At 71.3% G+C, this 26,087-nt stretch carries 20 protein-coding genes; 11 read left to right on the top strand and 9 right to left on the bottom strand.

Annotated features, from left to right (window positions below):
* The first annotated feature begins 95 nt into the window (after nucleotides 1-95).
* Together ACZ7M2_RS11080 and ACZ7M2_RS11075 are read left to right on the top strand one after the other, a co-directional pair.
* Nucleotides 96-1,775: a serine/threonine-protein kinase gene (locus tag ACZ7M2_RS11080; RefSeq protein WP_471595006.1), complete on the top strand. Its 1,680-nt coding sequence runs from the start codon at nucleotides 96-98 to the stop codon at nucleotides 1,773-1,775.
* Nucleotides 1,776-1,904: 129 nt separating this feature from the next.
* Nucleotides 1,905-3,638, top strand: coding sequence for a serine/threonine-protein kinase (locus ACZ7M2_RS11075; RefSeq protein WP_471595005.1), 1,734 nt, complete (start codon nucleotides 1,905-1,907; stop codon nucleotides 3,636-3,638).
* Between the two features lie 94 nt (nucleotides 3,639-3,732).
* On the opposite strand, the gene ACZ7M2_RS11070 is transcribed toward ACZ7M2_RS11075, so the two are convergent.
* Complete coding sequence (locus tag ACZ7M2_RS11070) at nucleotides 3,733-5,682, bottom strand: glycosyltransferase family 2 protein (RefSeq protein ID WP_471595004.1); 1,950 nt, start codon at nucleotides 5,680-5,682, stop codon at nucleotides 3,733-3,735.
* A gap of 591 nt (nucleotides 5,683-6,273) precedes the next feature.
* Between ACZ7M2_RS11070 and ACZ7M2_RS11065 the strand changes: the two genes are divergently transcribed.
* Nucleotides 6,274-7,911, top strand: a complete 1,638-nt coding sequence (locus tag ACZ7M2_RS11065; RefSeq protein ID WP_471595003.1) for a succinic semialdehyde dehydrogenase — start codon at nucleotides 6,274-6,276, stop codon at nucleotides 7,909-7,911.
* A gap of 64 nt (nucleotides 7,912-7,975) precedes the next feature.
* Nucleotides 7,976-9,781, top strand: a complete 1,806-nt coding sequence (locus ACZ7M2_RS11060) for a GMC family oxidoreductase N-terminal domain-containing protein (RefSeq protein WP_471595002.1) — start codon at nucleotides 7,976-7,978, stop codon at nucleotides 9,779-9,781.
* A 97-nt stretch (nucleotides 9,782-9,878) separates the two neighbouring features.
* On the opposite strand, the gene ACZ7M2_RS11055 is transcribed toward ACZ7M2_RS11060, so the two are convergent.
* On the bottom strand, nucleotides 9,879-10,862 hold the full coding sequence (locus ACZ7M2_RS11055) for an LAETG motif-containing sortase-dependent surface protein (RefSeq protein ID WP_471595001.1): 984 nt from the start codon (nucleotides 10,860-10,862) through the stop codon (nucleotides 9,879-9,881).
* A 223-nt stretch (nucleotides 10,863-11,085) separates the two neighbouring features.
* Here ACZ7M2_RS11055 and ACZ7M2_RS11050 point away from each other — a divergent pair, with 223 nt between their 5' ends.
* Nucleotides 11,086-12,315 carry a hypothetical protein gene (locus ACZ7M2_RS11050; protein ID WP_471595000.1) on the top strand — a complete coding sequence of 410 codons (1,230 nt, stop codon included), beginning with the start codon at nucleotides 11,086-11,088 and terminating at the stop codon, nucleotides 12,313-12,315.
* A 500-nt stretch (nucleotides 12,316-12,815) separates the two neighbouring features.
* Here the strand turns inward: ACZ7M2_RS11050 and ACZ7M2_RS11045 are convergent, their stop codons facing one another.
* Complete coding sequence (locus tag ACZ7M2_RS11045; protein WP_282459373.1) at nucleotides 12,816-13,139, bottom strand: chorismate mutase; 324 nt, start codon at nucleotides 13,137-13,139, stop codon at nucleotides 12,816-12,818.
* Between the two features lie 530 nt (nucleotides 13,140-13,669).
* On the opposite strand from ACZ7M2_RS11045, the gene guaA reads away from it, so the two are divergent.
* The gene (guaA, locus tag ACZ7M2_RS11040) at nucleotides 13,670-15,250 is read left to right on the top strand and encodes a glutamine-hydrolyzing GMP synthase (RefSeq protein WP_352050559.1); all 1,581 of its coding nucleotides are present in this window, start codon (nucleotides 13,670-13,672) and stop codon (nucleotides 15,248-15,250) included.
* 23 nt (nucleotides 15,251-15,273) lie between these two features.
* Here the strand turns inward: guaA and ACZ7M2_RS11035 are convergent, their stop codons facing one another.
* Complete coding sequence (locus tag ACZ7M2_RS11035; protein WP_471594999.1) at nucleotides 15,274-15,792, bottom strand: pyridoxamine 5'-phosphate oxidase family protein; 519 nt, start codon at nucleotides 15,790-15,792, stop codon at nucleotides 15,274-15,276.
* Nucleotides 15,793-15,981: 189 nt separating this feature from the next.
* On the opposite strand from ACZ7M2_RS11035, the gene ACZ7M2_RS11030 reads away from it, so the two are divergent.
* Complete coding sequence (locus ACZ7M2_RS11030; RefSeq protein ID WP_351830756.1) at nucleotides 15,982-16,776, top strand: class II aldolase/adducin family protein; 795 nt, start codon at nucleotides 15,982-15,984, stop codon at nucleotides 16,774-16,776.
* A 17-nt stretch (nucleotides 16,777-16,793) separates the two neighbouring features.
* On the opposite strand, the gene ACZ7M2_RS11025 is transcribed toward ACZ7M2_RS11030, so the two are convergent.
* Complete coding sequence (locus tag ACZ7M2_RS11025; RefSeq protein ID WP_471594998.1) at nucleotides 16,794-17,711, bottom strand: DUF4429 domain-containing protein; 918 nt, start codon at nucleotides 17,709-17,711, stop codon at nucleotides 16,794-16,796.
* Between the two features lie 165 nt (nucleotides 17,712-17,876).
* Here ACZ7M2_RS11025 and ACZ7M2_RS11020 point away from each other — a divergent pair, with 165 nt between their 5' ends.
* Nucleotides 17,877-19,181 (top strand): hypothetical protein, encoded by a 1,305-nt coding sequence (locus ACZ7M2_RS11020; RefSeq protein WP_471594997.1) that lies wholly within the window; start codon nucleotides 17,877-17,879, stop codon nucleotides 19,179-19,181.
* 262 nt (nucleotides 19,182-19,443) lie between these two features.
* Nucleotides 19,444-19,980 (top strand): DoxX family protein, encoded by a 537-nt coding sequence (locus ACZ7M2_RS11015; RefSeq protein ID WP_352050563.1) that lies wholly within the window; start codon nucleotides 19,444-19,446, stop codon nucleotides 19,978-19,980.
* 141 nt (nucleotides 19,981-20,121) lie between these two features.
* On the opposite strand, the gene ACZ7M2_RS11010 is transcribed toward ACZ7M2_RS11015, so the two are convergent.
* Nucleotides 20,122-20,346, bottom strand: coding sequence for a hypothetical protein (locus ACZ7M2_RS11010; RefSeq protein ID WP_075028455.1), 225 nt, complete (start codon nucleotides 20,344-20,346; stop codon nucleotides 20,122-20,124).
* Nucleotides 20,333-21,808, bottom strand: a complete 1,476-nt coding sequence (locus ACZ7M2_RS11005; RefSeq protein WP_471594996.1) for a PspC domain-containing protein — start codon at nucleotides 21,806-21,808, stop codon at nucleotides 20,333-20,335. Before ACZ7M2_RS11005 ends, ACZ7M2_RS11010 begins: the two co-directional genes overlap by 14 nt.
* 178 nt (nucleotides 21,809-21,986) lie before the next feature.
* Here ACZ7M2_RS11005 and ACZ7M2_RS11000 point away from each other — a divergent pair, with 178 nt between their 5' ends.
* Together ACZ7M2_RS11000 and ACZ7M2_RS10995 are read left to right on the top strand one after the other, a co-directional pair.
* Nucleotides 21,987-23,276, top strand: coding sequence for an ATP-binding protein (locus ACZ7M2_RS11000; protein ID WP_373306448.1), 1,290 nt, complete (start codon nucleotides 21,987-21,989; stop codon nucleotides 23,274-23,276).
* 140 nt (nucleotides 23,277-23,416) lie between these two features.
* Nucleotides 23,417-24,136, top strand: a complete 720-nt coding sequence (locus tag ACZ7M2_RS10995; RefSeq protein ID WP_471595226.1) for a LuxR C-terminal-related transcriptional regulator — start codon at nucleotides 23,417-23,419, stop codon at nucleotides 24,134-24,136.
* 22 nt (nucleotides 24,137-24,158) lie between these two features.
* Here ACZ7M2_RS10995 and ACZ7M2_RS10990 read toward each other — a convergent pair whose 3' ends face one another.
* Both ACZ7M2_RS10990 and ACZ7M2_RS10985 read right to left on the bottom strand, forming a co-directional pair.
* Entirely contained in the window at nucleotides 24,159-24,791 is a 633-nt protein-coding gene (locus tag ACZ7M2_RS10990; RefSeq protein WP_471594995.1) for a hypothetical protein, read from the bottom strand.
* 137 nt (nucleotides 24,792-24,928) lie between these two features.
* Complete coding sequence (locus tag ACZ7M2_RS10985) at nucleotides 24,929-26,020, bottom strand: C40 family peptidase (protein WP_471594994.1); 1,092 nt, start codon at nucleotides 26,018-26,020, stop codon at nucleotides 24,929-24,931.
* Nucleotides 26,021-26,087: the final 67 nt, after the last annotated feature.

Below are 26,087 nucleotides of genomic sequence, written 5' to 3'. Positions count from 1 at the left end.
CGAACTGGTCGCAACCGGTCTGACGAGGCCGGATAACAACCATCGCGCGGTCCGGAGCCCGGAGCGCGTCCGTCCGGTGCGGCATGATGGGGCGTATGGGGACCGAGGGGGAGAACGTCCGTGTGATCGGCGGCCGTTACCGGCTGGAGGCCAGGATCGGCCGGGGCGGCATGGGCGTCGTCTGGCGCGCCACCGACCAGCTGCTCGCCCGGCAGGTCGCGGTGAAGGAACTCGCCCTCGACGACTCGCTCTCCGACGACGAGGCCAGGACACAGCGCGACCGCACCCTGCGCGAGGCCCGCGCGGTCGCCCAGCTGCACCATCCGCACATCATCGTCGTGCACGACGTGGTCGAGGAGGACGAACGGCCGTACATCGTGATGGAGTTGATCGACGGCGGCTCGCTCGCCGAGCGGATCTCCGCCGACGGTCCTGTCGACGCGCGCGAGGCCGCCCGGATCGGCCTCGCCCTCCTCGGCGCGCTGCGCCGCGCGCACGAGGCGGGTGTCCTGCACCGTGACCTCAAGCCCGCCAACGTCCTGATGGAGGCGGGCACCGACCGTGTCGTGCTCACCGACTTCGGCATCGCCCAGGTCGCGGGCGCCACGACGCTCACCGAGAGCGGGTCGTTCGTCGGCTCGCCCGAGTACACCGCGCCCGAGCGGATGTCCGGGGTCAGGACCGGCCCCGAGTCCGATCTGTGGTCGCTCGGGGCGCTGCTCTGCACGGTCCTGAGCGGTGAATCGCCCTTCCGCCGCGACTCGTTGGGCGGCATCCTGCACGCCGTCGTCATGGACGAGATCCGCCCGCCCGCGCAGGCCGCGCCCCTGCTGCCGGTCGTACGGGGGCTGCTGGAGCGCGATCCGGAGCGGCGGCTCGACGCGGTGGAGGCGGAGCGGCTGCTCAAGGCGTTCCTGGAGACGGGCCGTACGCCGCGGGCCACGTCGGCCGGCTACACGCCCACGCAGCGGGACGTACCGAAGCGGAAGTCCCCCGTCCAGCAGGCCGCGCACCCCTCCCCTCCACCGGTTGCTCCCCCTGCCGCCGGGTCCGACCGTGCCCCGAAGCGGTCGGCGCGCACCATGCTCGTCGTCGCGGCGCTGGTCGCCGCCGTGGCCGGGGCGGGCGTGTCGGCGGTGCTGCTGGTGAACCACGGCGGAGGCAGCGGCGGGGGCGGTACGTCGACTCCGTCCGCCAGTTCGGCGCCGGGCACGTCCGTGAGCGCGTCGCACTCCCCGAGCGCGCCCGCGGCGCCGGGGTCTTCGGCCTCACCGAGCCCCGCCCCCACGGTCACCGTCACCCGGCAGCAGAAGCCGACCGCCTCCTCCGGCACGGCGCCCTCGGGCTACCGGACGGTCCATGACCCGGACGGGTTCTCGCTCGCCGTGCCGGACGGCTTCACCCGCGATCCGGAGGGCGAGCGGATCTTCTACTTGTCGCCGGGCCAGACCTTCCGCCTCGGCATCAAGGCGACCGACCCCGAGGCGGGCGGCCCGCTCGCGGTGATGCGGCGTGCCGACGCCGACGGGTCGTCCACGAACCCGGGCTACCACGACGGCACCGTCACCTCGACCACGCACGACGGACAGCCCGCCGCGCTCTGGGAGTTCACCTGGAACGGCTTCACCCAGGCGGAGGGCGCGCGGCACACGTACGACCTCTGCTGGGAGGAAGGCGGCCGGATGTACGACGTGTGGGTGTCGGCGCCGGTCGGCAAGGTGACGCAGGCGAAGGAGTACTTCGACGTGGCCTTGGACACCTTCGTGGCCCCGTAGACGGGACCGCCTTCGTGGCCCCGCAGACGGGAGATAAACGGGAAATAAGGGACGGCCCGCGTCACGGGTCTGTGACCGGTGCGCGACGGGTCTGGATGCCGGAGAGCGTGCCGCGATAGGGATGGACCCATGAGGAACAACGGGGGAGTCCCTTACGGGTCCGACGAGCCGACGAGTTTCGTTCTGCAACCGCCGACCCGGGTCGCCCCGGAGCCGACGATCGACTCCGCGCCCGGCCCAGTACCCGCGCCCGGCCCAGTACCCGCGCCCGGCCCAGTACCCGCGCCCGGCCCAGTACCCACGCCCGGTCCAGTACCCACGCCTGCGCCCCATCCCGTGACCGCGCCCAACCCCGCCACCGAGCCCGATCCCGACCCCGGCACCGGGCGGCTCATCGCGGGCCGCTACCGGCTGCTCGGCAAGCTCGGTCACGGTGGGATGGGGACGGTCTGGCGGGCCGAGGACGAGACGGTGGGCCGTGAGGTCGCCGTCAAGGAGCCCCGCGTCCCGGACCACCTTCCCGAGCGTGAACGCGCCAATGTCTTCGAGCGGATGCGTCGCGAGGCGCGCGCCGCGGCCCGGCTCGACCACCCGGCGGTGGTGAACGTCCACGACGTCGCGGTCGTGGACGGACAGCCCTGGATCGTCATGGAGCTGGTGCGGGGCCGTTCGCTGGGCGCCGCCCTCCAGGAGGGCACGCTCGGGGTGCGTGAGGCGGCGCGGATCGGTCTCGAGGTGCTCGGCGCGCTGGAGGCGGCGCACGCGGCGGGCATCCTGCACCGGGACGTCAAGCCCGACAACGTGCTGCTCGGCCCGCATGGCCGGGTCGTCCTCACCGACTTCGGCATCGCGCAGATCGAGGGCGAGACGAATCTGACCGCCACGGGCGGCTTCGTCGGGTCGCCCGAGTACATCGCGCCGGAACGGGTGCTCGGCCAGCGTCCGGGCCCGGCCTCCGACCTCTGGTCGCTCGGTGTCGTCCTGTACGCGGCCACGGAGGGCGTGTCGCCCTTCCGCCGCAGCAACACGCCCGCGACGCTGCAGTCGGTCCTCAACTCCACCCCGGCGCCGCCCGCTTCGGCGCGAGGGCCGCTGGCGGAGGCCATCAACGGACTCCTGGACAAGGACCCCTCCCGCCGCCCCGGCGCGGACCGGGTCCGGCGGATGCTGGAGGAGGCCGCCGAGCCACCCGCCCCGGAGCCGACACAGGTGGTGCAGATCGCGGGTCCGGGCGGCAAGGGGCTGCGCGTGCGCCGCACGCCCCTGTTCATCGGCCTCGGCGCGGTGGTCGTCGCGGCGGCGGTGGCGGCGTACCTGCTGTTCGCGAACCCGTTCGCGGGGCCGCTGCCCGACGGCTGGAAGAAGCACCACGAGGCGGACGTCGCCGCGACACTGGCGGCGCCCGCGGGCTACCAGAGATCGACGCCGGAGCGGACGTCGGACAAGGGGCACTGGGTCACGTACACCGACTGGAGCGGCAGCATCTGGATCGGCCTGACCCTGATCAAGAAGTCCGAGGACACGAGCCATCGGATCAAGGACTCCTCGGCCGCCGAGATGTACGCCGACAACGACGACTTCAAGGGCAGCGGCGCATACGAGCTGAGCATGCCCGAGGCTCCGCGGACGGACCCGGAGGAAACGCGGTATCACGGCAGGCAGTCCGCCGAGAACACCGTCGTCTACACGACCACCGACAGCCAGAACCCGCGCCCGCGCGAGGTGAAGATCTTCTACTACAAGACGGCCAAGGGCGACATGTACAAGCTCACGATCAGCTATCCGGGCAAGGGCGACTTCACGGCACGCGGCCGTGAGGTCGCCAGGGCGGCGATCGCGAACCTGGACATCGACCGACTGTGAGGGTCTGACGAGGGCTCGGGCGAGTCTGCTCGCCCGAGCCTTGATGAGCTCGCCCGGAACGCCGTGGTCGACGCCCTCGGCCTCGCCGTTCCGGTCACGCCTTCAGCTTGCCCGCGACCGCCTTGACCAGGTCGGTCTTCGCGACCAGCAGGGCGAAGCGCCCGCCGGAGCCGGAAGCCGACTTCGCGTACCAGGGCAGCCCCCGGCGGCGCCACTTGCTCGCTTCCAGGTCCTTCGGGATCTTCGGCAGGGCGAAAGACCAGCCGGAGAGCCGCAGTTCGCCGGTCCAGGTGCCGGCGGGGAGGTCGAGGACCGGTACGCGGGCGGTGAAGGTGTCGGCGTGGGCGGTGCGTGCGACGGGGAAGGCGGCGGTGGCGCCGCTGTCGTTGCTGAGGGCCAGGGTCAGCGGGCCGTCCGGGTAGGCGCCGAGGGTCCAGCGGCCGGTGATCAGCAGTTCGGTGGGGTTGCTGGCGTTCCAGCGGGACTCCCCGAACGTGAGGTGCGGCAGGACCCGGTTCTTCTTCTCGCCCAGGTCGAGCGTGAAGTTGCCGTGCGGCTTGGTGGTGTAGAGGGTGACGGCGCGAATACCGAGGGCGGTGTCCACGACACGGGTGTCCGCCGTGCCGGAGACGTCCAGGTCCCGCCGGCTGCCGATCCGCACCTCACGGGACAGCCCCTGGGCGCCGACGGCCAGGGAGATGTCCCAGAGCCCGTCGCCGAGCGGCGCGCCGCCCGCGGCGGTGTCGATGTCGACGGTCGTCTCGAATCCGGCCTCTTCGTAGGTGTACGCGCCCTCGTCCTCGTGCGCGCCGAGCCCCGGAGTGGCGGTGTGCCGGACGGGGAGCCGGTACTCCGTCCCGCTGTCGCGCTCGCGCAGGACGAGGCCGGTGGTGACGTCCTCGGTCGCGACGCGGTGGAGGTACCCGTGCCCGGCCAGCCGGAGGGTGGTGCCGTGCAGCTCGGCGCGGGTGACCTGGTGACGCAGGCCGAGCTGGTCGGTGACGTCGTAGCAGCTGTCCGGGACGGAGCGGGCGGGGTCGCGGAGGAAGGGGTAGCGGGCGTAGGCCCGGCCGCCGTCGACCAGCACGGGAGTGGCGACCTTGCTCTTGGCCAGCTGCTTCTCGAACCTGGTCAGTTCGAGCACCTCGTCGAGCATCCGGTGCCGCACGAGGTGGAGCCGGAGCCGGGCCATCGCCGAGAGCTGGTCGTCCATCCCCTCGTGCCACAGCGGTGCGATGGCGTCGGCGAGCCGGTCCAGCTGCTTCTGCTGCAGCTCGCGGGGTTCGCGCGCCACATGACCGAGGAGCTGCTGCACCTCGACGGTCAGATGCCGGTGGGCGAGGTGGTCGCGGCCCGGGCCGGCCGGCACGTTCTCCAGGATCACGTCGACGATGCGCGGCAGGAACCGCAGCCGGGGCTCGGAGCCACCGGTCTGCAGGGTGATGTTGCCGTCGTCGTCCCGCTGCACCCAGTACAGGCAGTCGTACGAGGCCAGCACGGAGATCCCCGAGGCGTGCAGATACGCCGGGCCGACGAACATCTGGTCCTCGCCGATCTTGAGATCGGTCGGGAAGCGGAGGTGGTGGCGTTCCAGGAGTTCGCGGCGGAACAGCTTCATCGGGTTCAGGGTCCAGTAGACCCGCGAGGAGAAGACGTCGGTCTTCGGCTGGTCGCGCCGGAACATGGACGTGGGCGCGCCGCGTCCGCCCACACCGACCATCTTGCCGAGGACGACATCCGTGCCGTTCTCCTCGGCCATCGCCACCATGCGCTCCAGGGCCTCCGGTCCCAGGTAGTCATCGGCGTCGAGGAAGAACACGAACTGTCCCCGCGCGTGGTCGAGTCCGCGGTTGCGCGGGGCGGAGGGGCCACCGGAGTTCTCCTGATGGATCACCCGCATCAGGGCCGGATACGCGTCGGACAGCCGCTCGAGTTCGGCCGCCGTGCCGTCCGTGGAGCCGTCGTTGACGACGATGATCTCCAGCTTGTCCTGCCCGATGCTCTGATCGGCGACGGACGTAATACACCGTGTCAGGTAGGGCATCGCGTTATAAGCAGCGACAATCACCGAAACAGTGGGCACAGCCATCGTCACGTTCTCCTGGCAAGACGGGGCACGCCCCTCGTTTGCTGGCCACTTGGGAAACCGCGTAAGCAAGATCCATATGTGTGGGAGAAGGTGCCGACAGAGATGTGAACATACCGTGAGTCGTCAGTGCGTTCAACATGAATGCTCGGTGAAGTGAAGATCTGGAGTGTGGTTCAGCTCACTTCTTGAATGACCGATTCACTCACGCTTTCTCCCGAAAAAAGCGCTCTGGATAATTAGCGGGGGAAATGGTGGGACGGTAAAAGAGGGTTTTCCTGGGAAATTTCCCTTGCGGTAATCGTGGAACGCGGATGGAACATAAGTGGGGCGTAAAGGGTGCGTCGGACGCCGCGCGCGCCGTCGGGGCACCCCGCTGTCCAGGAGTGCCCGCGCACGCCTCCGCGTCGGCAAGGCGGCGCCGAGCTCCCGAACAACGCCCTGATCAGGGCGTTTACTGCCAGTGCCCACTGGCGCGGTGTGTGCAGTCGGTGAAAGCGAGTTACCAACGGGTACCCAAAGCCCGCGCTCCGTCATACGCTGCGCCTCATGACGGACTCGCAGGCCTCGGAAATCACCGGCACGGTCAAGTCGGAAACGACCGGCACCAACCCCCTCGCCCCCGCACCCGTGGGCGCCCGCACCGCCGCCGACGTGGTCACGCCCGAGCTGGTCGCGCAGCTCACCAAGGGTGTCGTCGGCTCCGGACGGACCGCCAACCACACCCCGTTCACCGGCGAGAAGCTGGCCGACCTGCCCGAGTCCACCCCCGAGGACGTACAGGAGGCCTTCGAGCGGGCCCGAAAGGCGCAGGTCGCCTGGGGTGCCACGCCCGTACGGCAGCGCGCCGCCGTCCTGCTCCGCTTCCACGACCTGGTGCTCGCCCGCCAGGCCGAGGTGCTCGACCTCATCCAGCTGGAGACCGGCAAGGCCCGGCTGCACGCGCACGAAGAGGTGCAGGCCGTCGTCGTGGCCGCCCGCCACTACGGCAGGAAGGCTCCCGCCTACCTCAGCCCCAAGCGGCACGCCGGGGCCATGCCCACCCTCACCAAGGTCACCGAACTGCGCCACCCGCGCGGTGTCGTGGGCCAGATCGCGCCCTGGAACTATCCCCTCGAACTCTCCGTCGGCGACGCGCTCCCGGCCTTCGTCGCGGGCAACGCGGTGGTGATGAAGCCGGACACCGAGACCTGCCTCACCGCCCTGTGGGCGCGCGACCTGCTCGTCGAGGCCGGGTTGCCCGCCGAGGTCTTCCAGGTCGTCATCGGGGACGGTCCGGTCGTCGGTCCTGAGGTCGTCAAGCACGCCGACTATGTCTCCTTCACCGGGTCCACCCGGACCGGCCGCGAGGTCGCCCAGGGCGCCGCGGCCCGGCTCGTCGGCGTCTCCCTCGAGCTCGGCGGCAAGAACGCGATGGTGGTCCTGGAGGACGCCGACATCGACAAGGCCGCCGCGGGCGCCGTCCGCGCCTGCTTCTCCTCCGCCGGGCAGCTCTGCATCTCCATCGAGCGGTTGTACGTCCACGAGTCCGTCGCCGACGCGTTCGCGGAGCGCTTCGCCGCCCGGACCAAGGCCATGCGGCTCGGCACCTCCCTCGCCTACGGCGCCGACATGGGCTCGCTCGTGGGTGAGCGGCAGCTGGAGACCGTGACCCGGCACGTGGAGGAGGCGGTCGCGAAGGGCGCGAAGGTCGTCGCCGGCGGCGTCGCCCGCCCCGACATCGGCCCCTACTTCTACGAGCCCACCATCCTCGACGGCGTGGAAGCCCCCATGGCCGTCTGCAACGAGGAGACCTTCGGGCCCGTCGTCTCCCTCTACCGCTTCAGGACGGACGACGAGGTCGTCGAACTCGCCAACTCCACGCCGTACGGCCTCAACTCCTCCGTCTGGACGAAGGACGGGCGGCGCGGGCGCGCGGTCGCGGCGCGGCTGCGCACCGGCACGGTCAACGTCAACGAGGGATACGCGCCCGCGTACGGCAGTGTCCAGTCGCCGATGGGCGGCATGAAGGACTCCGGTCTCGGCCGCCGGCACGGCTCCGAGGGCATCCTCAAGTACACCGAGGCACAGACCGTCGCCCAGCAGCGGCTGCTGCCGATGGCGCCCTCGCTCGGCATGGACGACGAGAAGTACGCGCAGTTCATGAGCCGCAGCCTGAAGGTGATGAAGGCACTCCGGCTGCGCTAGCGCCCCGCAAGGGGCGCGGGGAACTGCGCGAGCAACCACGGACGACCCGCAGCGAGGAGAACACGTGTCGCAGGAGAACTCTGCCCGACCGCCGGTAGGCGACCCGTACGACTACGACGTCATCGTCGTCGGCTCCGGCTTCGGTGGCTCGGTCACGGCCCTCAGGCTCACCGAAAAGGGCTACCGCGTAGGCGTGCTGGAAGCGGGCCGTCGCTTCACCCGTGACGCGCTGCCCAAGAACTCCTGGGACATCAAGAACTACCTGTGGGCGCCGGCGCTCGGCATGTACGGCATCCAGCGCATCCATCTGCTGGGCAACGTCATGGTGCTGGCGGGGGCCGGAGTCGGCGGCGGCTCCCTGAACTACGCCAACACCCTCTACGTGCCGCCGAAGGCCTTCTTCGACGACCCGCAGTGGAAGGACATCACCGACTGGCAGGCGGAGCTGAAGCCGTACTACGACCAGGCCCGCCGGATGCTCGGCGTGCGGCTCAACCCGACCATGACCCCCTCCGACGTCCATCTCAAGGCGGCCGCGCAGCGGATGGGCGTCGGAGACAGCTTCCACATGGCGCCGGTCGGCGTCTTCTTCGGTGACGGGCAGGACGCGGACGGCACGGCGAAGGCCGGGCCCGGGGGTGAGGTGGAGGACCCCTACTTCGGGGGCGCCGGACCCGCCCGCAAGGCGTGCACCGAGTGCGGCGAGTGCATGACCGGCTGCCGGCACGGCGCGAAGAACACCCTCAACGAGAACTACCTGTACCTGGCGGAGAAGGCGGGCGCGGTCGTGCACCCGATGACCACCGTCGTGTCCGTCACCGACGACTCGCAGGGCGGATACGCCGTCGCCACCCTGCCCACGGACGAGAAACGCAAGGGCGAGGGGCGCACGCTCAAGGCGCGCAGGGTCGTCATCGCCGCCGGTACCTACGGCACGCAGACACTGCTGCACCGGATGAAGGCGGGCGGCCAACTGCCGTACCTCTCCCCGAGGCTGGGCGAGCTGACCCGCACCAACTCGGAGGCGCTGGTGGGCGCGCAGACCGACGACCGCCGCTACCGCCAGGCACACGGCACGCCCAAGGCCGACTTCACCCAGGGTGTCGCCATCACGTCCTCGATCCACCCGGACGCGAACACCCACATCGAGCCCGTCCGCTACGGCAAGGGCTCGAACGCCATGGGCGGCCTGTCCATCCTCCAGGTCCCGTACGCGGAGGGCTCGTCGAGGGTGGCGGGATGGCTGGCGAACGCGGCGAAGCACCCGCTGCTCGTGCTCCGCTCGCTCTCCAACCGCCGCTGGTCCGAGCGGACCATCATCGGTCTGGTGATGCAGTCGCTGGACAACTCCCTGACGACCTACCTGAAGCCGAAGGGCGCGGGCAAGGGCCTGCTGACGGCCCGGCAGGGGCACGGCGCGCCCAACCCCAAGCAGATCAGGGCGGCGTCCGAGGCCGCGTCCGCCGTCGCCGCGGAGATCAACGGGTTCGCGGGCAGCAACGTGGGCGAGCTGATGGGAACGCCACTGACCGCGCACTTCCTGGGCGGCTGCCCGATCGGCGACTCCCGGGAGACCGGCGTGATCGACCCGTACCACCGGCTGTACGGCCACCCGGGCATCTCCGTCGTCGACGGCGCCGCGGTCTCCGCCAACCTCGGGGTGAACCCGTCGCTCACCATCACCGCCCAGGCCGAACGCGCGATGTCGTACTGGCCCAACAAGGGCGAGGCGGACCCGCGTCCGGCGCCGGGAGCGGCGTACGAGCGTCTGGAGCCGGTCGAGCCCCGTGACCCGGCGGTGCCCGCGGACGCCTTCGGCGCGCTGCGGCTGCCGTTCCTGGGGATGCCGACGGTGCCGCCGAAACCGTAACTCCGTCTCCGGATACGAGAAGGACCCGCACCCCCCTCCGAGTGCGGGTCCTTCTTGTAGCTGTAGCTCTGTCCGTACCTACTGGCCCACTGGCTGCTTACGCGGTGGCGTCGCCCGACTTGCGGCGACGCACCACGAACACCGCACCGGCACCGGCGACGACGGCGAGACCGCCGACGAGGGCGATGGTCGGCAGGGCGGAGCTGGAGCCGGTCTCGGCGAGGCTGCCGTTGACCTCAGGAGTGTTGCCCTTGTCGGCCGGCTTGTCCGAGACCGGAACCTTGCCGCCTTCCTGCGGCTTGGTGCCATCGGTGTCGGTGCCCGAGGAGACGATCTGGAACTTGTACGCGACCTCGCCGAAGCCCGTGCACTGGCCGTCCGTGTCGCCGTAGATGCTGGCGCCGAGCGAGAAGCCGGCGCCGACCGGGGCGCTGGACTTCACGTTGATACGGAGCGGGATGTCGACCTCGTAGTCGGGCTTCAGCTCGTCGGTGTAGCCGACGTACCCGACCGCGTAACCCTCGGAGTCGACGTCCTCCCAGGCCTTGGTGTCCTCGTTGTACGCCTGGAGCTGGACCTTCTTGCTCTGGAAGAGGTCGTCGCCCGCCTTGTCGGAGGACGCGCCGGCGAAGAAGCCGAGCTCGTTCAGGGTGGACTTGGAGTTGTTGAGCACGTTCAGGGAGAACTTGTGCCAACCACTGCCCGCCGCGATCTTGCCGGGCAGGCCGGAGATGGAGACGTCGACCTTGGAGTCCTGGCACTCGGACGGCTCGGGCTCCGGCGTGTCGGACGGCTCGGGCGACGTCGACGTGCTCGGCGCGGGAGTCGCGGAGGTCGAGGTGGTGGCGGTGGCGGAGGCGCTCGACGTCGGAGCGGTCTCGGTCGCCGACGCGGACGTGGTCTCGGAGGGCGCGGGAGTGGTCTCGGTCGGGGTCGCCGACGCGGACTCGCTCGCGGACTCGGACACCGTCGCGGTGGGGGAGGGGCTCTCGTCCGCGAACGCGGCCGGCGCCGAAAGCAGCGCCAGAGGGGCTATTGCTGCCGTTGCGGCCGCCAGGGCCATGGCACGGCGAAGCTTCATGAAGACCTCGGAAAGTCCGGTACCGCGTCGTCACGGTACTCGTATGGGATGAGGCCTCCGCGTGTGGGGCGCGGGTGTGGCCGTTGGTTCTGCAGGTGTGACCCGCGAAACCTGTGAACGGTTGTGCGTTCACTCACGGAATTCTTATGTGGGCTGTGTCACACACGGATCTGCACGGATCTGCCTTGTGTACAGCCTTTCGATCCACTTAGAACTGATCCTCGTGTCTGACAAGCAGCCCGAAGGGGCGGGGGAGTCCGGGGAGTTCAAGCAACCCTCGGTCCCCGACGACGTGTGGGAGCGGTTCGCCCGCGACACCGAACGTGACATCCGCAGTTCGGCGCCGAAGGAGCCGTCCGCCCGGGCGCGCATGGTGACCGAACGGCTCCGGCAGAAGGACGCCAAGGGCGCCCAGCCGGAGGGGTGGCGAACGGGTCCGGCCTGGCGGGAGATGGACGGGCGCGCGTCCCGTCGGCGCCGGCTGTGGGCGATCCTCGGCGTGCCCGTCGCGATCGCCGTGGCGCTGGTGGCGGTCAAGCCCTCGCTGCTGCCCGGCGACCCCTTCGGCACGTCGTCCGGTACGCCGTCCGGAGGCGCGTCCGCCGCCGCGCTGCCCGCCGAGACCGCGCCTCCGACCGCCGCTCCTTCCAGCGCCGCGCCCGACACGCCCACCCTCGACAGGCCGTTCGCCGGCTCGCCCGCCGAGGGCTGGGCCGACGGCGCCGCCGCCATCGTCGTACCGAAGGCGAAGCCGGTCGGTACGTTCATGAGCGCGCAGGTGGCCGCGGCCCTGAAGCAGGCGAAGACCCTGCTCGTCGGCGCGAACCTGACTCCGGGGACCCTGCGGGGCGAGCGCCCCGAGAGCGCGCTCGCCGTCCTCGACCCGAAGCAGCCCCGCATGCTCGACGACCTGAACAGCTGGCTGCGCGCGCCGGGCAAGAAGCACGATCCGCTGATGCTCTTCAGCCGGTTCGACCCGGCCGAGGTGCGGCCGGCCGGGGATGTGGTCAAGGTCCGTGGCCGGATGACGTTCAAGGCGGGCGAGCACGGGTCCGTCGCCATCCACATGGACTACACCTTCGTCTACCCCCTGATCCAGGCGGACCAGGCATCGAAGGCGTCGGGGGCGACAGCGGCGTCCGGGGCGCCGACCGAGGGTTTTGGCGGGCGCTCGACCGAGGTGGCTCGCACCATCGTGCGCCGCGTCCTCGACCTCGAACTCCTCGACCCGCGGAAGTACCAGGCCACTCCCGGCAAGCTGTCGGTCATCCGGTACGACCAGGACCTCGGCAACACCGCCTGCGACGTCTACGACGGTTTCCTGCACCCCCAGTTCGACTCGGCCGCCCCCACCGGCGCGCCTCCGACGGGGCCCACGACCGACCCGTACGACCGCAGCCGGGACATCGAGCACTCCGGCAAGGAGACGTGCGGCACGCTGTCCCGCACCTGATGCGATGCGACGGGCGTGCGAAGGGCCCCGCAGGACGGAGACCGCGGGGCCCTTCGTCGTCAGCACCGACGTCAGGGCAGCGCCGGTGCCTGAGGAGCGGCGCCGGGGGCTGCGCCGCGGGTCTTGGTACGGACACGGGGTATGGCTACGGGGGTACTGACATGAGGGGACGGATACGGGGGGTACGGACACGGGATACGGGACTTGGGACCGTGGAACAGACTCCGCCGGACGGCCCCGGGCGTCCCCGGAGCCGACCGTTCTCTTGAGTGACCGGGCCGCTGTCCCCTGCCGTCCGGTCACACCCCTGGGGCGAGGTCCCACGACGTACGGCACGATCCGTACGTCTCATCGCCCCAGTGGAGCCACGCGTGGTTCTTTCGGGCCCGCCCCTGGCTGGCACGGACACCGGGACCAACGAAGTCCGCGGCGCCCCGGTCACGCGCCGTACGGGTGAGAGGGCATGCGTACGTGCGTACGTGAGCCCGTCGCGTACGGGGTCAGACGCGGCCGCGGCACAGCTCCAGCAGCGTCATGGCGAGCGAGGTGCCGGGCTTGCCGAGCGCGTCCCTGAAGTGGGCGAGGATCTCCATCTCGCGCGAGAGGTTCACCCGGCGGCCACCGGACTCGATCCGCGCCTCCTGGATCACCTTCGACACGGCCATCCGTTCCTGGACGAGGCCGATGATCCGGTCGTCGAGGGCGTCGATGCGTTCACGGGCGCCGGTGATCACGTCCGCGGCCTCGTCGGTACGGGCGCCGGTCTTGTCGAGTACGTCGGCCATGGTGGGCTCCTCTTGGGATGAGGTGCCCCGGATCGGCAGGACCCGGAAACGGCAGACGCCCCGGGCCTTGTCGGCCCGGGGCGCCTGGGAAGTCGCTTGTCAGTTGCTCAAGCAGCACGACCATGGCAGCCGGTGGGCCGGTTGCCATAGGTAAACACGAAGGTCGCCTGCGTAAGCATGCAAGCAGTATGCCCACAGGGCACTGCCACGTCCAAGCGGGTTCGGATACTGAGACCCGGACCCGGACCTGGACCTGGACCCGGGCGGGTAGGGCTTCCGACCCGGGTCGCTCGGCCGCGGGCCCGGTGGGGGCCGGCCGCGCAGTTCCCCGCGCCCCTGAAGGAGCGCCGGCGCGCATCTTTCAGCCCGTCCGGCGTTTGAGGACGAGGCCGTTCAGGCCGATCGGGGGTCCGGGGGCGGAGCCCCTGGCGGGGTGGAAGGGGCGGAGCCCCTGGGGAGTGGGACGGGCAGGGGCGGCGGGGGCGGAGAAACCCGGTGCAGGCACGCCCCCACGGACCCCCGGTAGACTCGATACCCCACACCCCCTGCTCACCGCCGGAAGGCAAACCGTGCCAGAAGCGTCCCCCGCCGCCCCCGACACCGTCCTGGTCGTCGACTTCGGTGCGCAGTACGCCCAGCTCATCGCCCGCCGCGTCCGCGAGGCCCGGGTCTACAGCGAGATCGTGCCGAGCACCATGCCGGTCCAGGAGATGCTCGCCAAGAACCCGGCGGCGATCATCCTCTCCGGAGGCCCCTCGTCGGTGTACGCCGAGAGCGCCCCCCGCCTCGACCGAGCGATCTTCGAGTCCGGCGTCCCCGTCTTCGGCATGTGCTACGGCTTCCAGCTGATGGCGACGACCCTCGGCGGCACGGTCGACAACACCGGCGCCCGCGAGTACGGCCGTACGCCCCTGCACGTCTCCAAGCCCGGATCGACCCTCTTCGAAGGCACCCCGGACGAGCAGTCGGTGTGGATGTCGCACGGCGACGCGTGCAGCGCCGCCCCCGAGGGCTTCACGGTCACCGGGTCCACGGACGTCGTCCCGGTCGCGGCCTTCGAGAACGACGAGAAGAAGCTGTACGGCGTCCAGTACCACCCGGAGGTCATGCACTCCACGCACGGCCAGCAGGTGCTCGAGCACTTCCTGTACCGCGGCGCGGGCCTCACGCCGAACTGGACGACCGGCAACGTCATCGACGACCAGGTCGCCCTCATCCGCGAGCAGGTCGGCGACAAGCGCGCCATCTGCGGCCTCTCCGGCGGCGTGGACTCCGCCGTCGCCGCCGCCCTCGTGCAGAAGGCCATCGGCTCCCAGCTGACCTGCGTGTACGTCGACCACGGCCTGATGCGCAAGGGCGAGACCGAGCAGGTCGAGAAGGACTTCGTGGCCGCGACCGGCGTACAGCTGAAGGTCGTGGACGCGCAGGAGCGGTTCCTCACCGCGCTCAAGGGCGTCTCGGACCCCGAGGAGAAGCGGAAGATCATCGGCCGGGAGTTCATCCGGGTCTTCGAGCAGGCCCAGGCGGAGATCATCGCCGAGGCCGCGCAGGGCGAGGACGTCGCCTTCCTGGTCCAGGGCACGCTCTACCCGGACGTGGTCGAGTCCGGTGGCGGCACCGGCACGGCCAACATCAAGTCCCACCACAACGTGGGCGGCCTCCCCGAGGACCTCGAGTTCGAGCTCGTCGAGCCGCTGCGCAAGCTGTTCAAGGACGAGGTCCGGATGGTCGGGCAGGAGCTCGGTCTCCCCGACGAGATCGTCCAGCGCCAGCCCTTCCCGGGCCCGGGCCTCGGCATCCGGATCGTCGGCGAGGTCACCAAGGAGCGCCTGGACCTGCTCCGCGAGGCCGACGCCATCGCGCGCGAGGAGCTCACGGCGGCCGGCCTGGACCGTGACATCTGGCAGTGCCCGGTGGTCCTGCTCGCGGACGTCCGCAGCGTGGGCGTCCAGGGTGACGGCCGCACGTACGGCCACCCGATCGTGCTGCGCCCCGTCTCCTCCGAGGACGCGATGACCGCCGACTGGTCCCGCCTCCCGTACGAGGTCCTCGCCAAGATCTCGACCCGCATCACCAACGAGGTCGCGGACGTCAACCGAGTCGTCCTCGACGTCACGAGCAAGCCCCCGGGCACGATCGAGTGGGAGTAGTCCCACCCGTCAGGTCCGCCTGATCAGGTCCGCCTGAGAGTCCGCACCGGCTCTCCGGGCGTCCAGACCTGGACGACCAGATAGGTGTCGTCCTCGACGCGGGTCCGTACGACCTCCGTCAGCTCGGTGCGGAAGAGGTGGAACGGCTCCGGCGGTTCCACCTCTTTCACGTACGCGGCCTTGACCGCCCCGTCGTCGACCTCGACGGCCCGTCCACTGATCCGGACGTCCCCGCCCCCCATCGCCGTGCCCGGCCCCGGGTTCGCCTGGAGCGCGAAGCGCGGGTCGCGGCGCAGGTCGAGTGCCTTGAGCGAGTCCGGCATCATGCCGAGCCACAGCTCGCCGCGCAGGAAACGCACCTCCAGGCCGGTGGTCCGGGGCGAACCGTCCTTGCGGAGGGTCGCCAGGACGTGGTGCGTGAAGGCCCCGAAACGCTCCTCGACCGACTGCGCGAGTGAGGGTTCGGCGGCGACGAAGGTGCCCCAGCGCGCAGGGTTCGCAGGGTCGGCAGGGCTTTCGGTAGGACCGTTGGCAGCGCTCATATGGTGAGTGTGGCGCCAATACCCGACATCTCCTGTCGGGTATTGGGGGGCGCTCGGCAGGCGCTCTCGGGCAGCTGCCCCGGCCCTCTCGTAACGGTTGCGCACTCTCTTCACCGAACGGCTCTGTTCTCCTGCACCGACCGGAGGTAACTTCCGCTCCGTATCGGACACGCCAGTGCTGGAGGACCTATGCAAGGGCCCACGCCGCCCGTGCCCCTGCCCACCGACCAGCTGCAGTTCGCCATGCCGCCGATGTACGACTCGTTGGACGACGAGCGACGCCATCGCAAGGAACGGTTGGCCGGGGCACTGCGGATCTTCGGGCGGCTCGGCTTCGAGGACGGGGTCTCCGGTCACATCACCGCGCGCGACCCGGAGTACAGCGACTGCTTCTGGGTGAACCCCTTCGGGATGCCCTTCAAGCACGTCACCGTGAGCGACCTGGTCATGGCCAACCAGGACGGGCAGGTGATCGAGGGCCGCTACCACGTCAACCAGGCGGCGTTCACCGTGCACGCCCAGGTCCACGCCGCCCGCCCCGACGTCGTCGCCGTCGCGCACTGCCACTCCGTGCACGGCCGCGCCCTGTCCGCCCTCGGTGACCTGCTCGACCCGATCAGCCAGGAGAGCTGCGCCTTCTACGAGGACCACGCGCTGTACGACTCGTACACCGGTGTCGCCGTGGACACCGAGGAGGGCCGCCGGATCGCCTCCGCGCTCGGCACCCGCAAGGCGCTCGTGCTGCGCAACCACGGGCTGCTGACCGTGGGCGACTCGGTGGACGCGGCGGCCTGGTGGTTCCTGTCGATGGAGCGCTCCAGCCAGGTCCAGCTGACCGCACGGGCCGCGGGCCGCCCCCTCCTCATCGACCACAAGCAGGCGGTCGCGACCCGGGAGCAGCTCGGCGGCGACCTGGTGGCGTGGATCAACTACCAGCCGTTGTGGCAGGACATCAGCCGCAGCGAGCCGGACCTCCTCAGCTGAATCCCGGTGCGCGACGGCTAGAAACCCCGCAGTACGGCCGCCTTGGTCGCCGCGAACTCCTCGTCCGTGAGCACACCGTCGCGGTGCAGCTCACCCAGCTCCCGCAGCCGCCGCAGCAGTACGTCGTGATGGTCGGCCTGAGCCGGTACCGATGCTGCCGGCGGCGCCGATCCTGGTCCCGCCGCGGCGGTGAGTTGCGGCGGGACGTCGACGTGCTCGCCCGCCCGGAGGGACGGATGCGGCAGCCGGGCGGTCACCGCGGCGGCGACGAGCGCCGTGAGCAGGTCGCGGCGGGCGCTGCCCCACAGGTCGAGGGCGAACGGATCCTTCTCCGGCGGCAGCTTGGAGAACACGGTCTCGCGCGTCACGAACCGCAGAAACCCGTCCTCGTAGCCGGAATTGGGCAGCCATTCCACCTGCACCAGGTCCCCGACGGCGATGATCCGCGGCCCCGTCGCCCGCTTGACCCGGTCCGAGGTGTCCGCCCAGTCGATCCGCACCTGCGCGCCGTCGAAGGAGACCGTGCCGTCGCTGGACCGGACGGACACGGGCACGGGCGGCCCCGCGAGGAGGAAGGCCTTCGCCGGCTCCTTGGGGATCTGGTCCAGGAGCAGGGCGTGCCGGATCTCCTCGGCGACGTACTCCGCGACCCCGGTACGGTCGATGTCGACCGTCAGCCGGTACGGGTCCGCCGCGTCGGGCAGCCGCCCGCCGGTCGCCTGGAGCAGCGGATCGGCCCCCTCACGGAGCCTGAGGCGCAGTCTGCCGCGCTTGCGTTCGGGTTCGTAGACGATGCCTGAAACCGCCTCCAGGGGAACGGCGATCTCTCCGTACGTCTGCCGGAACAACGGCACGGAGCGATGGAGTCCCGGCGTGATCCTGACCGTGCTGCCGTCGAAGGCCCAGGTCCCGTCGCGCTGGATGATCTCGGCCATGGGGAAATTCTCGCAGCCGGGTCAACACGGGGTCCCCCGCTTTCACCCGCGCTGACCAGACCTGCCCGACGCGAGCACTGTTTCGTGCGGCACAATGCCCTGTCATCGCAAGGCAGTTGCAAGACTTGCGAGGCAGCTCTCGGCGCGGGGAAGGCGGCAGTGGGCGTGGCGGTGCAGGAGGCGAGACACGGCGCGGAGCGCGGTGGCGGGCTCGGTGCGGGACAGGGGGCGGCGCACACGGGCGGCTGCACCTGCGGGGACTGTCCGCACGGAGCGCGCGAGGGGCACCGGCGCGCCGTCGCCGCGTTCCTCGCCCGGCGCGACGAGCTGGCGTCCGGACAGGGACTGCCCGCCGCCGTCGCGCACTCGGCGTCCGCGTCCCGACAGTGGGTTTCCGACGAACTCACCCAGTCCGCCGACCTGGTCGCCGAGCGCGGACGCGTCGACGGCGAGGCATGGCTGGGACGCCTGTGGCGACGCACGGCGTACGCGGTGTGGGGGGCCGTCCTGGCCCTGCTCATCGTCCAGGCGCTCACGGCGATCGGCGCGGGCTGGACGGCGGCGCGCACGGCGGGCCTGCTGGCCGCTCTGGTGGTGGCCGCCGGGCTGACGGGCGCGGGCTATCTGCACCGGGCGCGCGGCGGGGCCCTCGCGCCGGTGGTCGGCGAGGACAACCGCCTTTCCACCTCACGGGCGATGGCCGCCGGCTGGGTCCTGTTCGTCGTCTACGCGGTACTCGTCCTCGTGGGCCAACTGGCGGCGGCCTCCGCCCACGGCAAGCGCGACGACCTGATCGCCGGCTTCGAACTCGCCCGTGGTGCCGGTGTGGTGACCGTCGTCGCCGTCGTCTGCGCGATCGCGGTGCTGGTACGCCGGGTCGTGGGCCTGCGGGTCCTCGGGCAACGCCTGCAGAAGGTACGGGCGGACCGGCCGCGCGCCGCCGACCTCCTCACGGACGACTCCGGCCGGGGCAGCTTCGCCGACATCCAGTACGTCGTCATCGGCGCCGTCGCCCTGGTCTTCGCGGCGGTACGGCTTGCCAGGCGCCCGGAGCAACTGCCCGACCTCCCCTGGGGCCTGGCGCTCCTGGTCCTCGTCTCGGCGGCGACCTACCTCGCGGGCAAGTACGCCGAGGGCGGCCGCCCCGTCATCCTCTCCGTCGTCCGCTCCCGTGAGGCCGGCGACCTCGACGCGCCGATCCGCACCGGCGACGACATCGAGATCCGGGGCGCCGGTTTCGTCCCACCCGGCGCCCAGAGCGCGGACCGTCTGTCCCGCATGGTCGTCCGCATCGGCGCGGTGCACGTCCATGTCCCCCTGGTGCCGGTCCCCGGCGGCTTCAGCAACCCCACGGACGCGGTCCTGACCGTGCCGGTCCCGGTCGACGTGGAACCGGGCCGGGTGGAGGTCCAGGTGGTAACGGCAGCCGGAGTGGAAACGAACCGCTGCCTGATCGAGGTGACGGACTGAACCCCGCGGACGCGGGCGCGGGTCTCACTACTCCGCGGCTGCGGGCGGGGGTCTCACCGGAGTAAGTTCGAATGCGGGCGGGTGGGCCCACCGGAGTCGTTCGACTGCGGGCCGGTGGGGGCCGTTCGCGCAGTTCTCCGCGCCCTTGGGGGCGCGCCCGCGCCATCAAAAAAACTGGCCCCGAGCATTGAGCGGGAACCCGTTCTCGTACGTATGGTCTGTTGAGGGGTCAACTGCACGTGGCGAGAGGCGGCGGAGAGCGATGACTCACGGTATGCGGTCGGACACCCAAACCCCCTATCTCGACGGCGGCGGACGAGACTGGCGGGACACCGCCACCCGCTATGCCCTGTTGCCCTTGCGCGTCTTCCTCGGCGTCACCTTCATCTACGCCGGTATCGACAAACTCACCAACAGCGCCTTCCTCTCCGACTCCGGCTCCGGCTCGATCGGCGAGCTGATGCGCAATGTGCATGACTCCTCCGCGATCCCGGCCCTTGTCGACCTCGCCCTGAAGAGCCCCGTCGGCTTCGGCTATGCCATCGCCTTCGGTGAACTGGCCGTCGGCATCGGCACCCTCATCGGCCTGCTGGCCCGTCTCGCGGCCCTCGGCGGCGCGCTCATCTCCCTCAGCCTGTGGCTGACGGTGAGCTGGGCCTCCGACCCGTACTACTACGGCAACGACCTCGCCTACCTGATGGCCTGGCTGCCCCTGGTCCTCGCGGGCGCCTCGGTCTTCTCCGTCGACGCGGCCCTGCGCGCGAGGCGCGGCCAACGGTCCGGGAACCTCCGCTACTGAGCAACGCGGGTCAGGGCAGTTCGACGCAGCGCGTCGCACGGCATCGCAGGGCGGCTCGCACGTGCATCGCGGGGCCTTGCAGGCTGGTGGGTGCAGGGGGTGGATCGCCCCGCACCCACCAGCGCTCCGTTCACGCCCCCGCTACCCGGACACTCCCGCCCCCCGTCGCCGCAACCGCCGCCGACGTATGCCATGGGTCAGGAACGCCACCGCGCCCGCCAGGCAGAGCCCACCCGTGACGACGGGGATGATCGCGAACCACGGTGTGTCCCACCAACCGCCCGCGTCGCCCGCGTAGGTGACGCCCGCGGCGGTGAGGAAGAGGCCGGCGACCAGCTTTCCCGGCTGGAACTCATGACGTGGCACGGATCACCTCCGCCTGTCCCACGCCGACCTGGAGGTTCAGGTCGAGCGTGCCGCCGTTCTTGCCGCCGGTCGGGGCCGGCAGGGTCACCTGCTTGTGCTTGCCCGGTTCCACGTCCACGTCCTTCTTGCCGTCGCCCGGCAGTTGGATGTCCCCGACGCCCACTTCGATGTCCAGCTTCACGGTCGCGTCCTTGGGGACGATCACCTTCAACCGGCCCGCGCCCACCTCCGCGGCCGTCGTCACCGTCTGGCCCTTGGTGAGGCCGAGATGGGTGAGATCGAGGGTGCCCACACCCGTGCCGAGGTCGAAACGCTCCGGCACGGCGGCAGCGGTCCTGGGGGTCCACTCGACCCGCATCCAGTGGGTGCTGATGTCCTTCGGCATGGCCACGGAGCCGGCCAGCAGCGCTGCCGTGATCACTGCGAGGAAGATCGACCCCGCGCCCGTACGCCCCACGAACGCGCTGAGTGCGATGCCCAGGCCGAACACGACGAGCGCGCAGGACAGACCGGTCTGCAGGCTGATGGCGAGCGGATGGTCGTGCCAGGTCAGGCCCGTGCCGAGGCCGCCCGCGACCAGCGCGAGCAGGAAGACCCAGCCGCCGATCCAGCGCGGGCCGCGCGGCTGCGGCTCACGGGCCGCGCGGAGGTCCCGTATGTCCGGGCGGGGCATGCCGCGGGCGATGTTGAGCGCCGCCGCGACATCCCGGTCCCGGGTCTCCGGCGGGCCCCAGAGATAACCGGTGCCGCCTACGTGCGAGCCGTCCTTGACGATCGGGTCGCGCCACCAGGAGGGGTAGGAGACGGGGACGGGCGGGGCCTGCGCCTCCGGCGGGGCGTCCGCCACCGCCTGGGCGGCGAGCGGGTCGGGGTCGGGGGCGCCGCGCTGCTGCGACCAGTACCCCGCGCCCGCGAGCAGCAGGGAGAGGACGACGGCGAACGTCAGCACGCTGCCGTTGCTCAACATCGACAGGAACACCCCGCAGCCGACCAGCGCGAAGAGCACGGCCGCCAGCGCGTGGCCGTCGACGCGGCCGGTGAGGAGCTTGCGGACCTCGTTCTCCTCCTCGTCGTCGTAGGGAACGAACAGCCAGACGAAGCCGTAGAAGATGAGACCGATGCCGCCCGTGGCGGAGAGCACGGCGAGCACGATCCGGAAGATCACCGGGTCCATGTCGCACTGCCGCCCCAGCCCGGCGCACACTCCGCCCAGCATCTTCTGCCGCCGGTCGCGCCGGAACCTGCGCGGGCCCTCGGGCGCGGGCGGCTCCCCGTGCGCGCGCGGTTCCTCACCTGTCGCGCCCGGTAGTCCCACGCCCTCCGCGGCTCCCCCGGCTGCCCCGGCGCCCGTGGCGGTGCCCGCGGAGGGCGGCACGGCGTCCCGCGGCCCGGCGCCTGGCGGTGGGGCGCCCGGGCCGGGGCCGGGATCCGGCTCCGCTGCCGCGTGCTGCTGATCTGTCATGTGTCCATGGTGACGGGCGGGAAGGCCCGGCGGCAGTCGGGACGACCCTGGCCGAACCCTGATATCGGCCCTGACGGGGGCGGAGGGAACCGTTCGAGCACCGGTCTCTCGAAGATCAGGGGAGTATCGGGGGTCGACCCTGATGCTCCTGCCCTCCGCCCGTGTGAACATCGATGGCATGCCGGAAGCCGCAGCAGTGCCCCTCGATGACCCGCGGCCCCCGCGCAAGCTCTACCGCAGCAGCGACGGACGCTGGCTCGGGGGCGTGGCGCGAGGGCTCGCCGGGCATCTCGGGCTGCCCGTGATCTGGGTGCGGCTGGTGTTCGTCGGCCTGTTCATGGCGGACGGCCTCGGGGCGCTGCTCTATGCCGCGTTCTGGTTCTTCGTGCCGCTCGGCGTCGGCGGCGTCGACTCCGGGCGCACCCCGGCCTTCACCACCGAGACCGCCCCCGACGGCCGCCGCAGACTCGTGGCCCGCAAGCCGGACCGGGGCCAGATGGTGGCCCTGCTCCTCATGGTCGTCGTGGCCATGGTCTTCGTCGGCAATGTGAATCTCGGCGGTGGGGCAAGGGCGTATCTCTGGCCGACCGTTCTCGTCGGCGCGGGCGTCGCCCTGGTCTGGCGCCAGGCGGACAACGCGCGGCGGGCCCGCTGGGTCGAGGTCGGCCGTCGTCGTCGTACGCTCACGCTGCTGCGCTCCGCGGCCGGTGTCCTGCTCGTCACCGCGGGCGTCTCCGGAATATTCGTACTCCAGGGCTCGGCGGCCCACCTCGGGTCGGTCCTGCAGGCGGCACTCGCGGTCCTGGTCGGCACGGCGCTCCTCGCCGGCCCCTATCTCGTGCGCATGACCCAGGACCTCTCCGAGGAGCGCCTGATGCGCATCCGCGCCCAGGAGCGGGCCGAGGTCGCCGCCCACGTCCACGACTCGGTGCTGCACACCCTGACCTTGATCCAGCGCAACGCGGAGAACGCGAACGAGGTGCGACGGCTCGCCCGCGCGCAGGAGCGCGACCTGCGCGCCTGGCTCTACAAACCGGAGGGCACCGGCAAGGACGAGGCCGACGAGCCGGCGACCCTGGCCGAGGCGGTCCGTCGCAACGCGGCCGAGGTCGAGGACAAGCACGGCGTCCCCATCGAGGTCGTCGTCGTGGGCGACTGTCCGCTCGACGAGGGCCTGACCGCACAGATGCAGGCCGCGCGGGAAGCGATGGTGAACGCCGCCAAGTACGGTGGCGAGGGCGGCGCCGTACAGGTCTACGCCGAAGTCGAGGGCAGGACGGTCTTCGTGTCCGTCCGTGACCGCGGTCCCGGCTTCGACCTCGACGGGATACCCGCCGACCGCATGGGCGTTAGAGAATCGATCATCGGCCGCATGGAGCGCAACGGCGGTACGGCGCGACTGCGCGCGGTGCCGGACGGCGGCACGGAGGTCGAGCTGGAGATGGAAAGGGCGGAGAAGACGTCATGAGCGACGTGAACGGACCGACCGGGCAGACCCCGGCATCGAACGGGCCGGAGGATGCCGCCGTGGGTACGGCCGGGGCGGGGGCCGGGGCTGAGGCCGCGACCGGGTCGGCCACCGGGTCGGCCGCCGAGTCCGTCGCCGGTGTGGGCGTGCCCACGGGCTCGACCGTCGGCGCCCCCCACACGACGGCTGCCGCGGGCGGACGCCGTGTACGGGTCGTGCTCGTCGACGACCACCGCATGTTCCGTACGGGAGTACAGGCCGAGATCGGAGAGACCGAGCGGACCGGCGTCGAGGTGGTCGGCGAGGCCGCGGACGTCGACCAGGCGGTCACGGTCATCACGGCCACCCGGCCCGAGGTCGTCCTGCTCGACGTCCATCTGCCCGGTGGCGGCGGTGTCGAAGTGCTGCGCCGCTGCGCCCCGTTGATGGCCGACGCCCGGCAGCCGGTCCGTTTCCTCGCGCTCTCCGTGTCGGACGCCGCGGAGGACGTCATCGGGGTGATCCGCGGCGGCGCCCGTGGCTACGTCACCAAGACCATCACCGGCACGGACCTGGTGGACTCCGTCTTCCGCGTCCAGGACGGCGACGCGGTCTTCTCGCCCCGCCTGGCCGGATTCGTCCTCGACGCGTTCGCCTCCACCGACGCCCCGCCCGTCGACGAGGACCTCGACCGTCTCACCCAGCGCGAGCGCGAGGTCCTGCGTCTCATCGCCCGCGGCTACGCCTACAAGGAGATCGCCAAGCAGCTGTTCATCTCCGTGAAGACGGTCGAGTCGCACGTCTCGGCGGTCCTCAGGAAGCTCCAGCTGTCGAACCGGCACGAGCTGACCCGGTGGGCCACCGCGCGTCGGCTGGTCTAGCCGATCGCGTCGAGAGGGCTGCCTACCGGTGTTGCGCGTCGGGCGCCGAGCCCAGTATCCGCAGCGCCCAGCGGTAGTGACGTACGGCCTTCACGATGCCGATGAGGCCGGTCAGCCACAGGATCAGGCCGATGCCCATGCCCTGGACGACATCGCTGTACAGGGGGTGGCCGGGCTCGGCCCGCGCGGCTGTCGTGAAGGACGTCCAGGCACCGATCGCGCAGACGCCGAGCGAGGAGAGCAGCCAGAAGAGGCTGAGTCCGGGGGAGCGGAGCCGGGAGTCGGTCGGGGGGTGCCGGTCCAACTCGGACCACGCGTCGAGCAGTTGGTGTATGTGATGGTCCCGGCGGACGGAGAGGGCGACGGCGACGACGGTCGGGGCGAGCGCGGCCAGGCCCAGCAGTGCGAAGAGCGGGCCCAGGACGAAACCGGTGGGGTCGCGCTGCTCGAGTTGCCGCAGCGGCAGCACCAGCAGCGCCCAGCCGACGATCGCCGCGAGCGCCAGCAGCCAGAGCAGCAGCACCCGGTGCACCCCGAGGCTCCGCCTGCGCAGCTCCTCCAGCGCCCGCCCCCGGTCGGCCAGCAGCGCGGCGCGGTCCGGCCAGGTCCTGATGTGCGCGGGCGGCGGCGGAGGCGGCAGCAGAGAGCCGGGCATCAGAACCTCTCGGACGACGGAGCGACGACGTAACGACGACGGGACGACGGAGCGATGACGACGGAAACAGAGTCCGCGCCGACGCTACCGTGATCCACTTCTCCGTCCGCACCACACCGCGGTCGCCCCCGCGCCTTTCACGCCACTCGGGTGGCCCCCGCGAACGGCATCTCGTCGACCGGCGCCAGCCGCACGGGCGCCGACGGGTTCGGGGCGTGGATCATCTGGCCGTTTCCGACGTAGATGCCCACGTGGCTGACTCCCGAGTAGAAGAACACCAGGTCACCGGGGCGGAGTTCGGACCGTGAGACCCGGTGTCCGGCGTTGATCTGCGCGTACGTCGTGCGCGGCAGCGAGATGCCCGCGGCGCGGTACGCGGCCTGGGCCAGGCCCGAGCAGTCGAAGGCGTCGGGCCCGGTGGCGCCCCAGACGTAGGGGCTGCCGAGCTTCCCGTAGGCGTACGCGACGGCCTCCGCCGCACGTGAGTCGGGTGCCGCGACGGAGCCGGGCGACGGCACCGGGCCGAGGTCCCGCGCGGCGGAGCGCGAGGCGCGCTGCCCGGCGCTTCCCGTACCTCCGGCGCCCCCGGCCGCTCCCAGGTCCCCGAGCTGCGCGCGCTGCTCGTCGGTGAGGCGCGACAGCAACTGCCGCGCCGTGTCCAGCTTCCCGGTGATCGTCTTCTTGGCCCGCTTCAGCTCCGCCTGACGCGACTTGAGCGAGGCCAGCTCGACATGCGCGGCCCCGCGCAGCTGCTCGATCTCCCGCAGCTGCTTGCGCACCCGGGCCACGGCCTCCGCCTGCCGGCTGCCGGCCCGCTCGGCGAACGCGGCCCCTTCCAGATACTGGTCGGGGTTGTCGGAGAGCGCGAGTTGCAGCGCGGGGTCCAGGCCTCCGCTGCGGTACTGCGCGGCGGCGATCGAACCCAGCGCGTCCCGTGCCGTGTTGAGCCGGTCCTCCTTGCGTGCCGCCTCGTCGCGCAGTGCGTTCAGCCGCTGCTCGGCCTTGTCGGCCTTGTCCTTCGCGCCGTCGTACTTCTGGGTGGCGACCTCCGCCTCCTCGTACAACGTGTCCACCTTGGCCTTCACCTGTGCCGGCGACAGCTGCGGGTCCGCGTGCCCCGTCCCGTCGAAGCCCGTCGCCGTGGCCGCGCCCGCGAGGGCGATGGTCGCGGCCGTGCGGGCCGTGGTTCCACCGAGCGAGCGCTGTCTGGGCTTTCGGTGCGCTGCCACGAGGGCCCACATCCTTCCCGGGGACTTGCCTACGACCGCCGGGGACGAGCGCGGTCAGCGGGGGACA

The sequence above is a fragment of the Streptomyces sp. NPDC111507 genome, from assembly GCF_055638955.1.
This window is presented reverse-complemented; position numbering and strand designations above follow the sequence as displayed.

Bases quoted from the DNA above. Each gene is read 5' to 3' on its own strand.
- ACZ7M2_RS11080 (WP_471595006.1), top strand. From the start codon at position 96: ATGGGGACCGAGGGGGAGAACGTCCGTGTGATCGGCGGCCGTTACCGG.
- ACZ7M2_RS11075 (WP_471595005.1), top strand. From the start codon at position 1,905: ATGAGGAACAACGGGGGAGTCCCTTACGGGTCCGACGAGCCGACGAGT.
- ACZ7M2_RS11070 (WP_471595004.1), bottom strand. From the start codon at position 5,682: ATGCCCTACCTGACACGGTGTATTACGTCCGTCGCCGATCAGAGCATC.
- ACZ7M2_RS11065 (WP_471595003.1), top strand. From the start codon at position 6,274: ATGACGGACTCGCAGGCCTCGGAAATCACCGGCACGGTCAAGTCGGAA.
- ACZ7M2_RS11055 (WP_471595001.1), bottom strand. From the start codon at position 10,862: ATGAAGCTTCGCCGTGCCATGGCCCTGGCGGCCGCAACGGCAGCAATA.
- ACZ7M2_RS11035 (WP_471594999.1), bottom strand. From the start codon at position 15,792: ATGAGCGCTGCCAACGGTCCTACCGAAAGCCCTGCCGACCCTGCGAAC.
- ACZ7M2_RS11030 (WP_351830756.1), top strand. From the start codon at position 15,982: ATGCAAGGGCCCACGCCGCCCGTGCCCCTGCCCACCGACCAGCTGCAG.
- ACZ7M2_RS11025 (WP_471594998.1), bottom strand. From the start codon at position 17,711: ATGGCCGAGATCATCCAGCGCGACGGGACCTGGGCCTTCGACGGCAGC.
- ACZ7M2_RS11015 (WP_352050563.1), top strand. From the start codon at position 19,444: ATGACTCACGGTATGCGGTCGGACACCCAAACCCCCTATCTCGACGGC.
- ACZ7M2_RS11005 (WP_471594996.1), bottom strand. From the start codon at position 21,808: ATGACAGATCAGCAGCACGCGGCAGCGGAGCCGGATCCCGGCCCCGGC.
- ACZ7M2_RS11000 (WP_373306448.1), top strand. From the start codon at position 21,987: ATGCCGGAAGCCGCAGCAGTGCCCCTCGATGACCCGCGGCCCCCGCGC.
- ACZ7M2_RS10990 (WP_471594995.1), bottom strand. From the start codon at position 24,791: ATGCCCGGCTCTCTGCTGCCGCCTCCGCCGCCGCCCGCGCACATCAGG.